We start from the raw sequence: 14,129 nt of genomic DNA on the forward strand, positions 1-14,129 counted from the left end.
GCAGTGACCGCGACCGGGGCCAATTCCCTTCGCAACGGCCCCGACGAGCAGGGTCGCTTTGGGCTCTATGGCGGGCGCTTCGTCGCCGAAACGCTGATGCCGCTGATCCTCGATCTCGAGAAGGCCTACCGCGCAGCGCAGGCCGATCCTGAGTTCCAGGCCCAGATCAAGCATCTTGCTACCCACTATGTCGGCCGCCCCTCGCCGCTCTATTTCGCCGAGCGGCTGACCGAGCAACTGGGCGGCGCCAAGGTCTATTTCAAGCGCGAAGAGCTGAACCACACCGGCTCGCACAAGATCAACAACACGCTCGGCCAGATCCTCCTCGCCAAGCGCATGGGCAAGACCCGCATCATCGCAGAGACCGGCGCCGGCCAGCATGGCGTGGCGACGGCGACGGTCTGCGCCAAGTTCGATCTGCCCTGCGTGGTGTTCATGGGCGCCACCGACGTCGAGCGGCAATACCCCAACGTCTTGCGCATGAAGATGCTCGGCGCCGAGGTCCGTCCGGTCACTGCCGGCGCCGGCACCCTCAAGGATGCCATGAACGAGGCGCTGCGCGACTGGGTCACCAATGTCGAGACCACCTATTACCTGATCGGTACCGCGGCCGGCCCGCATCCCTATCCGGAGATGGTGCGCAACTTCCAGTCGGTGATCGGCGAAGAGATCAAGGCGCAGATAGAGGCCGAGACCGGCAGGCTGCCCGACGCCGTCGTCGCCTGCGTCGGCGGCGGCTCCAACGCCATCGGCACCTTCCACGCCTTTCTCGATGATCCCTCGGTGAAGCTCTATGGCGCCGAAGCCGGCGGCCATGGCATCGAAGTCGAGAACGGCCATGCCGCCTCGATGACCGGCGGCCGCCCCGGCGTGCTGCACGGCAACCGCACCTACCTCTTACAGAATGCCGACGGCCAGATCCTCGAGGGCCACTCGATTTCGGCCGGCCTCGACTATCCAGGCGTCGGTCCCGAGCACTCCTATCTGCATGATACCAAGCGCGTCACCTACGCGCCGATCACCGATAAGGAAGCGCTCGACGCCTTCCAGCTCTGCACCAGGCTCGAGGGCATCATCCCGGCACTGGAAAGCGCCCATGGCCTCGCGCATCTCATGAAGGTCGCGCCGACTATGAGCAAGGACGAGACCATCGTCCTCTGCCTTTCCGGCCGCGGCGACAAGGATGTCGAGAGCGTCGGCCGCTACCTGGGGATGAACAGCTGATGACCACCCGTATCCCCGCGCGTTTTGCGCTCTGTGCCTCGCAGAACCGTCCGGCGCTCGTCGCCTACACCATGGCCGGCGATCCGGACCTCGCCACCGCGCAGGCCATCCTCGAGGCGCTGCCGGGCGCTGGCGCCGATATCATCGAGCTCGGCATGCCGTTCTCCGACCCGATGGCTGATGGCCCGGGCGTCCAGGCCGCCGGCCAGCGGGCGCTCGCGGCGGGCCAGACGATGAAGAAGACGCTCGCGATGGTCGAAGCCTTCCGCAAGCAGGACGACGAAACCCCGATCGTCCTGATGGGCTACTACAACCCGATCTACATTTTCGGCGTCGATGCTTTCCTGAGCGCTGCCAAGGCCGCGGGCGTCGACGGGCTGATCGTCGTCGACCTGCCGCCCGAAGAAGATGCCGAGCTCTGCATTCCAGCGCTTGAGGCCGGCCTCAACTTCATCCGGCTTGCCACCCCGACCACCGATGATGCACGCCTGCCGGCGGTGCTCAACAACACCTCGGGCTTTGTCTACTACGTCTCGATGACCGGCATCACCGGCGCCAGCATCAAGAACCACGCTGCCGTGGGCGAAGCGGTGACCCGCATCAAGGGCCATACCGACCTGCCGGTCGTGGTCGGCTTCGGCATCAAGACCGCCGACGACGCCGCCCGCATGGGCCGCGATTCCGACGGCATCGCCGTCGGCACCGCCATCTGTAACGCGGTGCTCGGCTCGCTGGAGAACGGCAAGGCCACCGCCGGCACCGTCGCTGCGGTGACGACGCTGGTCGCGGGCCTCTCCAGCGGCGTGAAGCGGGCAAAGGCGGCCGCCTGACTGCAGCAAGGCCTCCGGCTTCCGAGGTCTGGCGAGTTAGCCTCTCGCTCACCAACTGTTCCTATGTTCGGAACGGCACGCGCTGTCGTGCCGTTGCAGTTGGGAACGGAGCTCTCTGATGCGCAGGACACTCGGCATCCTTGGCGGCCTGGCGCTTGGGCTGTGCCTCAGCCAGTTCCCCGAATATGCCCAGCAATACACCCAGCGGCTGGGGGGCGCGGTGGACGAATTGCACATCATCACCACCGAGTTCGAGGTCGCCGCCAAAGAAGCCGGCCTGACCTTGGAGCAGGCGATCGACCGCTATTCGAAGACCGGCGACAGCTTCATTGCGGCACGCGGCGAGTCGATGGCGCGGACCTTCTCGCGCTATCAGGAACTGTCCTCGACCCTGGCCGAAGTGCGTGGCGCCACCGGCTGGGAGCGCTTCACCCGGATGCCGGAATATTTCGATACCGAGATCGGCCGGCGCACCCTCAGCGACTACCAGCCGGCGGTGCCGGTGACCATCGAGGGGCTGAGCTATGCGGCCGCCGGCTTCGCCGTAGGCTACGTCACGCTTTCGGCAATCGTCGGCGTGCTGATGCTGCCGTTCCGGCGCCGTCGGGTTCGCTACGTGGAGCGCTGACCGTGAGGGACATAAAGCTTTCTTTATATCCCGGTTGATAGCGGCCTCAGGCTTCAGTATAAGGCCGCAACAGCACGACAAGACGGAGACAGGGCCGATGGCCAGCAATAACGACTACGTGGTCCGCGACATCGGCCTCGCCGAGTATGGCCGCAAGGAAATCGGCATGGCCGAGATCGAAATGCCCGGCCTGATGGCGATCCGCGAGGAATATGCGGCAAAGCAGCCACTCAAGGGCGCCCGCATTGCCGGCTCGCTCCACATGACCATCCAGACCGCCGTGCTGATCGAGACGCTGAAGGCGCTCGGCGCCGACGTCCGCTGGGTCAGCTGCAACATCTTTTCGACCCAGGATCACGCCGCCGCCGCTATCGCCGCCGCCGGCATCTCGGTATTCGCCAAAAAGGGTGAGAGCCTCGAGGAATACTGGGATTACACCGACCGCATGATGGAATGGCCGGGCGGTCAGACCCCCAACATGATCCTCGATGACGGCGGCGACGCCACCATGCTGGTGCTGACCGGCGCCAAGGCCGAGACCGACCCGTCGGTGCTCAACAACCCGCACTCCGAGGAAGAGGAAATCTTCTTCGCGCTGATCAAGAAGCGCCTGGCCCAGGACCCGAAATTCTATTCGAAGATCCGCGCCAACATCCGTGGCGTCTCCGAGGAGACCACCACGGGCGTGATGCGGCTCTATCAGCTGCAGCAGAAGGGCGAGCTGCCCTTCCCGGCGATCAACGTCAATGACAGCGTCACCAAGTCGAAGTTCGACAACAAGTACGGCACGCGTGAATCGCTGGTCGACGCCATCCGCCGCGGCACCGATGTGATGCTGGCCGGCAAGGTGGCGATCGTCTGCGGCTACGGCGATGTCGGCAAGGGCTCGGCTCAGTCGCTGCGCGGCGCCGGCGCCCGCGTGCTGGTCACCGAAGTCGATCCGATCTGCGCCCTGCAGGCGGCGATGGATGGCTATGAAGTGGTGACCCTCGAGGACGCGGCGCACCGCGCCGACATCGTCGTCACTGCGACGGGGAACAAGGACGTCGTCAGCCTCGACGACATCCGCAACCTCAAGGACATGGCGATCGTCTGCAACATCGGCCACTTCGACAACGAGATCCAGGTTGCCGAGCTCCGCAACTTCAAGTGGACCAACGTCAAGCCGCAGGTCGATATCGTCGAGCTCTCGGCCAATAAGCGCATCGTGCTGCTGTCGGAAGGCCGCCTCGTCAACCTCGGCAACGCCACCGGCCACCCGAGCTTCGTGATGAGCGCCTCGTTCGCCAACCAGACCCTGGCGCAGATCGAGCTCTGGACCAATGGCGAGACGCTCACCAAGGCGGTGCACGTCCTGCCCAAGCACCTCGACGAGAAGGTGGCCGAACTCCACCTCGCCAAGCTCGGCGCCAAGCTGACCAAGCTCAGTAAGTCGCAGGCCGACTATATCGGCGTCAGCGAGACTGGCCCGTTCAAGTCCGAACAGTACCGCTACTGACAGGTTACGCTTCGAATTCTGAAGGGCGCCCGGTGGGCGCCCTTTTTCACATCTGGTGCCTGTGGCCCCGCCCCACCCAGCTTCGCTAAGCTCGCTACGCGAGCAAGCTGCGCTGCCCTCCCCATCAAGGGGAGGGAGACCTGACTGCTGGCTTCGGTTCTATCGTCTCCCTCCCCCTCGGGGCGACCTCTTGTCGTCCCCACGGGGAGGGTAGCGCAGCTAGGCGCAGCCGTAGCGAAGCTGGGTGGGGGGCCACACGCACCGCACCAGGCAAAATAATCCCCCCAAATCAGTGCGGCGTTAACGAAGCGTTCACTGTTCGGACTCGGGTCAACACCCATTCTCGGGCCATTCCCCGCTGTTCACATACAATTAGACTCTTTTTGCGCGATTCCGCGCCCGGTAATGTCTGGTGATTCGGCGGTTACGGGTTTTGGCCTGCCGAAGGCGCGGCGAATCAATGGGGCTCGGCGCGGCGGCAAGTGCGGTGTTCGCTGTCCGATCCGGGCAGCGGTGAGCGGCATAATCGGTTAGGGGCAGTATATGGCGCCGGATAGGGTCCGGAACGATTGGGGATTCGCAGGTCTATCAGCGAGTCTGGTGACCCTTGTGAGTGCGTCCCCCGCCCTGGCCCAGGGCATCACTGCCAACAATGTGATGGGCGCTGCGCCCGTCGCCATCGCGCTGGGCGCCGGCGCCTTCGCACTGATCGCCATGGCGCTGGTGCGCCGCATGCTGCGCGACAACCGGCTGGCGCGCTCACGCGCCGCCGAACAGATCGCCGGGCTCCGCGCCCGGGTCGACGAATACGAGGCGCTGCTGTCTGGCGGTCGCGAGATCATCGTGCTGTGGGCCAGCGCCGGCGAAGGCCCGCGTTTCCTCGGCCAGGCTTCGGCCCTGCTGCCCCCGGGGCGGCGCGCTGAAGCGGTGCTGGATTTCGCCTCCTGGCTCGGCGAGGCCGACGCCGATCGCATCGCCCGCGCCATCGAAAACCTCCGCGTCGGCGGCCGCGGCTTCGAGCTGACGCTCAAGGCCAGCGATGGCCGCACCGTGCGTGCCTCGGGCTCGCTGCTCGGCAACGGCGCCGCCCTCCGGCTCCGGCCGGCAGCGATTGCGCCGCAGGGCGAACTGGTTGCGGCAGCGTCGGTTTCGCAGGCCACGCAGACCGCCACCGACCACGCCACGGCCCGTACGGTGCTCGCCAGCCTCGGCAAGCCGGCCTTCCTCCGTGATGGCGCCGGCCGCCTCGTCTTCGCCAACGCCGCCTATCACGACCTGGCGCGGGCGCTCGGCCGCAAGACCAGCGAGAGCCAGCCGGCCGAACTGGTCGATTACGGCCTGCTGCAGCGCAACCGCGCCGTGCTTGGCGATGCGCGTAAGCCCCAGAGCACCATGGTGACCTTGGGCGAGGTCGGCGATTTCGAGGTCGTCGACTTCCCGGTCAACGGTGGCTCGGCCGGCTATCTGCACGCCCGCCAGGACAGCGCCCCGCGCGATGCCGGGCTGTCGCATCTCAGCGCCATTATCGATGCGCTGGCGACGCCGATCGCCATCTTCAATCCCAATCGCGAGCTGGTGCAGTTCAACCGCGCCTATTGCGCCATGTGGGACATCGACCCGAACTGGCTGAAGCTCGGCATGGACGAGCGCGCCATCCTCGACAAGCTCCGCACCGACGGCAAGCTGCCCAACGAGCCCGACTATCAGGGCTGGCGCACCCGGCACCTCAGTGCCTACCAACTCCGCGTCCCCAAGGAACTCGAGCCCTGGCACCTGCCCGATGGCCGCACCGTGCAGGTGATCGCCGCCCCGGCTGGGCCGAAGGGTGGGGTGATCTACGTGTTCGAGGACATTACCGACCAGCTGAACCTGAAGAGCCAGCACAAGGTGGTGCTGGACGTACAGCGCTCGACCCTCAACGCCCTGAGCGAAGCGGTGGCGGTGTTCGGCACCAACGGGCGGCTGACGCTGTCGAACCCGAAACTCTCGACCGTGTGGAAGCTGCCGGCCAACCTCCTCGCCGAGACGCCGCATATCGACCAGATCGCCGAAGCCGCGGCGCGGGCGCTGCCCGAGGACGGGGCGACGATCTGGCGCGACCTCAAGCGCTCGATCATCGACCTCAACCCGACGCGCTCGGACCGGCAGGGCCGCATCACCCGCGCCGACGGCAAGCTGATCGACTATGCCATCGTGCGGCTGCCCGACGGGCAGACGATGATGACCTTCCTCGATGTCACCGAGAGCGCCAACTACCAGCGCGTGCTGAAGGAGCGCAACGACGCACTGATCACCGCCGACCGGCTGAAGGATGCGTTCGTGCAGAACGTCTCGTACGAACTGCGCTCGCCGCTCACCAACATCATCGGCTTCGCCGACCTGCTCGCCTCGGGCGCCGCCGGCGAACTCAACGACAAGCAGCACAGCTATACCGATTTCATCCGCGCCTCGAGCGCCACGCTGGGCGTGTTGATCGACAACATCCTCGACCTCGCGACGGTCGATGCCGGCATTGCCGAATTGCAGCCCGAACCGCAGGATGTCGCAACGCTTGTCGACAAGGCGCGCGCCGGCCTCGCCGCCACCTTCCCCGATATCGATGGCGAGCCCTCGCTCAACCTCAAGGTCATCGTCGAACCCGACCTGCCGCCATTCATCGCCGACGGCACCCGCATCGTGAACGTGCTCTATAACCTGCTCTCGAACGCCGCCCGCTTCTCCGAACCGGGTGGCGAGGTGCGGCTCACCGTCAGCGGCCGCACCGGCCGCATCCAGTTCGTCGTCGAGGACGAAGGCGCCCCGATGAGCGAGGAAATGCGCGTCGCGCTGCTCGATCGCAACGAGGCGTTGGCCGGCCCGGTCCGCCAGCGCGGCGCCGGCCTCGGCCTCTCGATCGTCCGCGCCTTCGTCAACATGCATGGCGGCACCATCGCGGTGGAGCGGCGCGAGCCGCGCGGCACCCGCGTGGTGGTGAGCCTTCCGAGCGACGCCGCCATGGCCGGCGCCGCCGAGTAGGGCTTTTCGCCGTCGCGCGCTGACGCTATTGCAGTGCCATGGCTGACCAGCACCTGTTCCTCGCCGACGACGACGCGACCGCCGCCTTTGGGCGACGGTTGGCCGCTCGCCTGGTTCCCGGCGATCGTCTCCTGCTCTATGGCGATCTGGGCGCGGGCAAGACGGCGCTCGCACGGTCGATCATTCGTGCGCTGGTCGGCGATGACATGCTGGACGTTCCCTCGCCCACCTTTGCGCTGGTTCAGCCGTATGAAGCTGGGGAGCAATCGATTCTCCATGCAGACCTCTACCGGGTCGTTGATGAGCGCGAGGTCGATGAACTCGGCCTTTCCGACACCCCAGGGGCGATCGTGCTGGTCGAATGGCCGGGACGGGCCTCGCACCACTTCATCGATAGCGCGACTGGCGAGTTCGAGCTGACCGTTCCGCCAGGCGGCGACGGTCGTCATGTGCGATACAATTTCGCTGATGAGCGCGTCGTCTAGGCGGCTGGACTTCCCGCGCCCCACCGAGTCAAATCGCGGACCATGCGCCGCGACTCGCTCTTCACTATCGCGCCCCACGCGCCCTTTCTCGCGACGCTCGCCGAGCGGGTGCTCGATGGCCGTTTGCTGGGCGATTGGCCGCGCCAGGGTGCGTTCTGGCTGAGCGACATCACCATCATCCTGCCGACCCGGCGCGCCCGTTTTGTGCTGGCCGAAGAGTTCGCACGGCGCCTCGGCGGCACCGTGCTGCTGCCCGATATCCGCACCTTTGGCGGTGAGGTGGCAGATGAGGAGCCGTTCCTGCCGCCCTTCGATGCGCCGGCCAGTAAGCCCGCGGCGTCGCTGCTCGAGCGCCGGCTGACCCTGTCGCATCTGGTGCGGCTGTTCGCCGAGCGGGCCGAAAGCTTTGCCACGCCCCCCAACCCGGCCGAGATCTTCTGGCTCGCCGACTCGCTGGGCGAGGTGATCGACGATTTCACCATCGCCGGCATCGCCACCGAAAAGCTCAAGGAACTGGTGCCCGAGGAGCTGGCCGATAACTGGCAGAAGGTGCTGGAGTTCCTCGATGTGGCGCTGAAGGCCTGGCCGGCGATCCTCGCCGAACGCGGCCGCATCGACGCCGCCACCGCCCGCAACGAGCGGCTGCTGCGCCAGGCCGGGGCGGCGAGCTTCGTCTATGGCGACCGCCCGGTGATTGCCGCCGGCTCCACCGGCTCGATCCCCGCTACTGCGGCGCTGCTCAAGGCTGTGGCGGCACTGCCGCGCGGCGTCGTGGTGCTGCCGGGGCTTGATACCTCGTTCACCCCGGATCGCCACGACCGGATGATCAACGGCGAGACCACCCAAGGCCATCCGCAGTATGGCCTGATGAAGCTGCTGCGCAGCCTCGAGGCCGGTGTCGGCGAAGTGGTGGAACTGGGCGGCGAAACGCCCCGCACCGCACTGGTGCAGGCAGCGCTGGCGCCGGCCAGCGAGACGCCGGCCTGGCCGATCCTCCGAGCCGATATTCCGGTGGGCCGGGCGCTCGAGGGCGTCAGCATCCTCGCCGCCCGCAACGCCGACGTCGAGGCGCGCGCCATCGCGCTGGCCGCCCGGGCCACGCTGGCTGAGAAGAAGACCGTCGGCATCGTGGCGCGCGACCAGACGCTGGCCCGGCGCATCGCAGCCGAACTCAACCGCCACGGCGTGGTGGTCGATGACGCCGCTGGCACACCGCTGTTCCAGTCGGCCGCCGGGCGGCTGGCGCGGCAGGTGCTGGCCATCGCTACCGACGACTATGCGCCGGTCGACACCATCTCGCTGCTGCGCAACGCCGCCGTATCGCTGGGCCTCGAGCGCTTCCTCGTCCGCAAGCTCACCGACCATCTCGACCTGCGGCTGCGTTCGGAGCGCCCCGGCGCCGGCATCGCCGGCTTGCGGGCCCTGTCCGACCACGCCGAACTGCCGGCGCTGCTCGATCGGCTCGATGCCGCGATGGCGCCGATCGTGACGCTCAGGACGCGCGAGCGCATCACCGCTCCCGAACTCGCCTCGGCGCTCTTGACGACGCTCGATGCGCTGATCGCCGAAGCCGAGCTGCCGGGGATGGCCGAGCTCCGCCGCTGGGCCGAGGAACTGGTGGCGCTCGACCAGGGCGGCACCGCTTTCGCGCCGTTCGACCTCGAAGCCGTGCTCGAGGCGCTGCTCACCGGCACCAAGATGCAGAACCCGGTCCCCGCGCGCGACGACATCCACATCTGGGGCGAGCTCGAAGCCCGCCTGATGAACCCCGACCTGATGATCCTCGCCGGCATGAACGAGGATATCTGGCCGCCGGTCGCCGACCCTGGCCCCTGGCTCAGCCGCGGCATGCGCATCGGCGTCGGGCTCGAGCCGCCCGAGCGCCGGCAGGGCCAGGCGGCGCATGATTTCGTCATGGCCGCCGGCAATGCCGAAGTGATCATCGCCTATGCCGAGCGCATCGGCACCTCGCCCGCGCTGCCTTCGCCGCTGCTGCAGCGGCTCTATGCCTTTATCGGCGAGAGCGAGGCGAGGCAGGCCCGGGCGCGGGGCATGCGCTGGTTGGCTGAAGCCGATGCGATCGATCATGCCGGCGTGCCGCGCCCGGCCGAGCGGCCGTCGCCCAATCCGCCTGCCCGCATCCGCCCACGGCGACTGTCGATCACCGAGATCGAGCCGCTGATGCGCTCGCCCTACGACATCTACGCCCGGCACGTGCTCGCCCTCAAACGGATCGAGCCGCTCGGGACCGAGCCCAGCGCGCGCGAGCGTGGCACCATGATCCACGGCGTGTTCGAGAGATTCGTCCACGCCGGGCTCGATCTCGAACTGCCCGAAGCGCTGCCCGAGATGATGGAGATGGCGCGCGACGCCTTTGCCGGGCTCGACGCCATCAAGGAGCGTCGCGACATCTGGCTCAAGCGCTTCGAGCGCGCCGCCCGGCAGTTCCTCGACTATGAGCGGCGGCGCGATGCCGAGATCGTCGAGCGCCATGCCGAGACCAAGGGCGAATGGCTGTTTCCGGCGCTCGACAACTTCACCCTCGTCGGCAAGGCCGACCGGCTCGACCTGAAGCGCGACGGCACGCTCGAAATCATCGACTTCAAGACCGGCGGCGTACCGCAGCCCAAGGACATGACAGCGTTCGATGCGCCGCAGCTGCTGCTGGAAGCGGCAATGGCCCGCGCCGGGGTGTTCCCCGGCATCTCGCCCCGCGACAGCTCGGCGCTCACCTACATCAAGATCGGCCTCGGGCCGGCAGCGTTCCAGATCAAGCCGTTCAAGCTGGTGAAGGGCATGAGCCTGATGGATGCGGTGGGCGAGATCGAACGCCGCATGCAGCGGCATGTCGAGGCCTTCCTGCTGCAGGACGGGCTGCCGATGGCGGCGCGCATCCGGCCGCGGGTGGAAACCGGGAGGAAATCGTATCCGGGGCCGTACGATCACCTGGCGCGCACCGACGAATGGACGCTGACCGCCGGAGTGGATGATCCATGAGCCGGCGCCTCTTGAGCCCGATGCCGCAGCAGATCGTTGCGGCGCAGCGCGACGCCTCGGACCCCGAGCGCAGCGTCTGGGTGACGGCCAATGCCGGCTCGGGCAAGACCTATGTGCTGACCGCCCGGGTGCTGCGGCTGCTGCTTTCGGGCGCCAAGCCCGAGGAGATCCTCTGCCTCACCTACACCAAGGCGGCGGCGGCCGAGATGCGCGGCCGCGTCGCCGAGCGGCTGGGGCAGTGGGCGCTGGAAAGCGAAGACGAGCTGATCAAGGACCTGACGGCGCTCTCCGGCGTGCCGCCGACCCCGGCAATGCGGCTCCGCGCCCGTTCGCTGTTCGCCCGGGCGCTCGAGGCTCCGGGTGGCCTGCGCATCCAGACCATCCACGCCTTCTGCGAGAGTGTGCTGCACCGCTTCCCGCGCGAGGCGGCGGTGCCGTTCGATTTCAGCGTGCTGGAGGAGCACCAGCGCGACAGCATGCTGCTCGAAGCGCGGGAGACCGTGCTCGCTGCCGGCCTGCGCGGCAGCGGCGAGGCGGCGGCGGTGGAAACGCTGTTCGGCCTGCTCAGTGATTTCCAGATCGAGACCGCCATCCTCGAAGCGCTGAACCAGCAGCGCACCCTCAGGCCGGTGCTGGCGCAGCCGCAGGCGGCGAAGCGCGAGTTGCATAAGCTCGTCGGCAATGTCGGCGGCATCGACGAGGTGATGGCGGAGATCAGCTCGGGCTACGGCCTCAGCCGCGACGACCACGCCGCGATCTTCGCGCTCATCACGCCCGACCCCTACGGCACCGATTTCGTTGACCGCCTCGGCCAGATCGACCCTGCCAATCCCGATGCCGACGACCTGCTCGATGCCTTCCTGACCCAGGCCGATCGCACGGCGCGGAAGACCTTGATCAAGAAGGCCACCGCGGCGCTGATCCCCGATGTCGCGGCGCGCCTCGTGGCCGAGGGCCAGCGACTCGAGCAGCTCTACCAGAAGCTGGTGACGGCCGAGCTGGTGGCGCGCAGCGAGGCGATGCTCGACGTGGTGGCGGCGATCTCGGCGCATTACGAGAAGCAGAAGCGGGCCCGCTCGCTGCTCGATTTCGACGACCTGATCGAAAAGCTCGCGGCGCTGCTGCGCGATGAGGAGCAGGGCCCCTGGGTGCGCTACAAGCTCGATGCCGGCCTCAGCCACATCCTCGTCGACGAGGGACAGGACACCAACCCGCTGCAATGGCAGGTGGTCGGGGCGCTGATCGATGATTTCTTCTTCGGCGACAGCGCCGCCGACCGGCCGCGCACGCTGTTCGCGGTGGGCGACCAGAAGCAGTCGATCTTCTCGTTCCAGGGCGCCGACCCAAAAGTGTTCGTCGAGGCCGGGCGGCAATATGCCTTCAGTGCCCGCGCCGCGCATTTCGAGATCACCCCGGTGCCGCTGCGCTACAGTTTTCGCACCCTGCCTAACGTACTGAACGCCGTCGACGAGGTGTTCAAGCGCGCCGACCTCAAGGACGGGGCGCTCGAGGCGACGGGTGTTGCGCATTCGACCGCCCGCGCTGATGCCGGGGGCGTGGTGACCCTCTGGCCGCCGATCAAGGATCAGGCGGAAGAGACCGACCCCGAGAACTGGCCGACCGAGCCGCCGCTGATCCAGACGCAGAGCGCCCAGCGCCAGGTGGCGGAAAAGATCGCCCGGGAGATCAAGGGCTGGATCGATGCGAAGCGCCCGCTCGGGCCGCGTGGCAAGGCGGTGAGCGCCGACGATGTGCTGATCCTCGTTCAGGTGCGCAGCATCCTGTTCCACGAGATCATCCGGGCGCTGATCCGCGCCGGGGTGCCGACGCCGGGGGCCGACCGGCTGGCGGTCACCACCCATATCGGCGTCCTCGATATGATGGCGCTCGGCGATGTGCTGAGCAACCCGGCCGACGACCTGCAGCTGGCGGCCCTGCTGCGCTCGCCGCTGTTCGACGTCAGCGAGGATGACCTCCTGGCGGTGGCGCAGCCGCGCGGCGACAAGCGGCTGTGGCGGGCCATCGAAAGCGCTGAAATCCCCTCGGTGCAGGCGGCCTACGACCAGCTCTATCGCTGGCGCAACCGGCTGGATTTCGAGCGGCCGTTCAACTTCTACGCCGATGTGCTCTATGCTGGCGGCGGCCTCAAGCGGATGCGTGGCCGCTTCGGCTCGGAGATCGACGACGTGATGGCCGAGTTCCTCGACCTGGCGCTGTCGCATGAGCAATCGCCGCAGCCCTCGCTGCTCGGCTTTCTTGCCGAACTCCGCTCGCGCGAGGTGACCATCAAGCGCGAGCTGGCCGAAGGCGGCGCCGGCGTGCGGGTGATGACGGTGCATGGCGCCAAGGGGCTCGAAGCGCCGATCGTCATCCTCGCGGACGCCGCCAGCACCGAGCGCGGCCGCGACCGGCGCAGCATCTACTTGCGGGCACAGCCGCCGCTCTTCGTCCACGCCTCGTCGTCGGCAACCCATGCCCCGGCCACATCAGGCTTCAAGGACGAGGCCGACAGCGACCAGCTAAAGGAATACTGGCGGAAGCTCTACGTCGCCATGACCCGCGCCGAGGACGAGCTCTATGTCACCGGCTACCTGACCAAGCAGGGCAAGGTCGATGGCAGCTGGTACGAGGCGATCGAGCAGGGGCTGGGGCCGCTGAGCGAAAGCCTCACCGATGCTGAGGGCAATACCGCGGCGCTGCTCTATCCCAGGGAGAGGCCGGCGCCGGCGAAGCTGAAGCCGGTCGAGGCGCTGGTCGACCTCGGTGGCATGGGGCTCGATCTGAAGCCGCTGCCGGAGCGCAAGGTGCGCAAGGTCTTGCGGCCATCGAGCGTTGAGACGCCGTCCGATCCCGACCGCACGCTGGCGACGCGGCTTGAAGAGGGGCTCGACCCCACGACGGCGCGGCTCGCCGGTACGGCGCTTCATGCCTTGCTGCAGCACCTCGCCAAGGTTGCACTGCCCGATCGGCCGGCAGTCGCGGCGCGGGCGCTGCCGCTGCTGCTGCCCGAAGCACCCGACCAACATCAGGGGCTGGCGACGAAGGCACTGTCGATCCTGTCGCGGCCGGAGCTCCAGCACCTGTTTGCCGAGGGCAGCCGCGCCGAAGTGCCGTTCCTTGCGACCGCGCTGCATAAGGGCGAGACGGTGACCATTGCCGGCCGCATCGACCGGATCGTCGTGACGCCGGGTGGCGTGCTGCTGGTCGATTTCAAGTCCGATGCCGACCCGATGATGGAACCCGAGCGGGTCAAACCCGGTTACCTCCTGCAGCTCGGGCTCTATGCGCTTGTTGCAAAGCAGCTTTTCCCGGGACAGAGGATAGAAACCGGCATCCTCTGGACTGGGTTGGAATCGCTGCTAAAATTGCCCGACGCCGCCTTGGCAAACGCGGCGCGGGGGTTCACCATCCGGTGACGTTCGTTGAAGTCACGCTGGACTCTACCTAGCTTT

8 protein-coding genes are annotated in these 14,129 nt (G+C 67.4%); all 8 read left to right on the top strand.

Going from position 1 to position 14,129, the window contains the following annotated elements; genetic code table 11:
- The first annotated feature begins 3 nt into the window (after nt 1-3).
- The 8 genes from trpB to addA all read left to right on the top strand — a co-directional run bounded on the left by trpB (nt 4) and on the right by addA (nt 14,093).
- Nucleotides 4-1,224 (top strand): tryptophan synthase subunit beta, encoded by a 1,221-nt coding sequence (gene trpB / locus ASC68_RS05680; RefSeq protein ID WP_055876195.1) that lies wholly within the window; start codon nt 4-6, stop codon nt 1,222-1,224.
- Entirely contained in the window at nt 1,224-2,054 is an 831-nt protein-coding gene (trpA, locus tag ASC68_RS05685) for a tryptophan synthase subunit alpha (protein ID WP_055876198.1), read from the top strand. Before trpB ends, trpA begins: the two co-directional genes overlap by 1 nt.
- Before the next feature lie 118 nt (nt 2,055-2,172).
- Complete coding sequence (locus ASC68_RS05690) at nt 2,173-2,682, top strand: DUF2937 family protein (protein ID WP_055876201.1); 510 nt, start codon at nt 2,173-2,175, stop codon at nt 2,680-2,682.
- A gap of 97 nt (nt 2,683-2,779) precedes the next feature.
- Nucleotides 2,780-4,180: an adenosylhomocysteinase gene (gene ahcY, locus ASC68_RS05695; RefSeq protein WP_055876203.1), complete on the top strand. Its 1,401-nt coding sequence runs from the start codon at nt 2,780-2,782 to the stop codon at nt 4,178-4,180.
- A 609-nt stretch (nt 4,181-4,789) separates the two neighbouring features.
- Nucleotides 4,790-7,195 (top strand): PAS domain-containing sensor histidine kinase, encoded by a 2,406-nt coding sequence (locus tag ASC68_RS05700; RefSeq protein WP_197421097.1) that lies wholly within the window; start codon nt 4,790-4,792, stop codon nt 7,193-7,195.
- Between the two features lie 38 nt (nt 7,196-7,233).
- Entirely contained in the window at nt 7,234-7,680 is a 447-nt protein-coding gene (gene tsaE / locus ASC68_RS05705; protein ID WP_055876210.1) for a tRNA (adenosine(37)-N6)-threonylcarbamoyltransferase complex ATPase subunit type 1 TsaE, read from the top strand.
- A gap of 42 nt (nt 7,681-7,722) precedes the next feature.
- Nucleotides 7,723-10,677 carry a double-strand break repair protein AddB gene (gene addB / locus ASC68_RS05710; protein ID WP_055876213.1) on the top strand — a complete coding sequence of 985 codons (2,955 nt, stop codon included), beginning with the start codon at nt 7,723-7,725 and terminating at the stop codon, nt 10,675-10,677.
- The gene (gene addA, locus ASC68_RS05715; RefSeq protein ID WP_055876216.1) at nt 10,674-14,093 is read left to right on the top strand and encodes a double-strand break repair helicase AddA; all 3,420 of its coding nucleotides are present in this window, start codon (nt 10,674-10,676) and stop codon (nt 14,091-14,093) included. The genes addB and addA overlap by 4 nt, the downstream gene beginning before the upstream one ends.
- Nucleotides 14,094-14,129 lie beyond the last annotated feature (36 nt).

This window comes from Devosia sp. Root105 (assembly GCF_001424865.1).
Classification (GTDB): Bacteria; Pseudomonadota; Alphaproteobacteria; order Rhizobiales; family Devosiaceae; genus Devosia_A.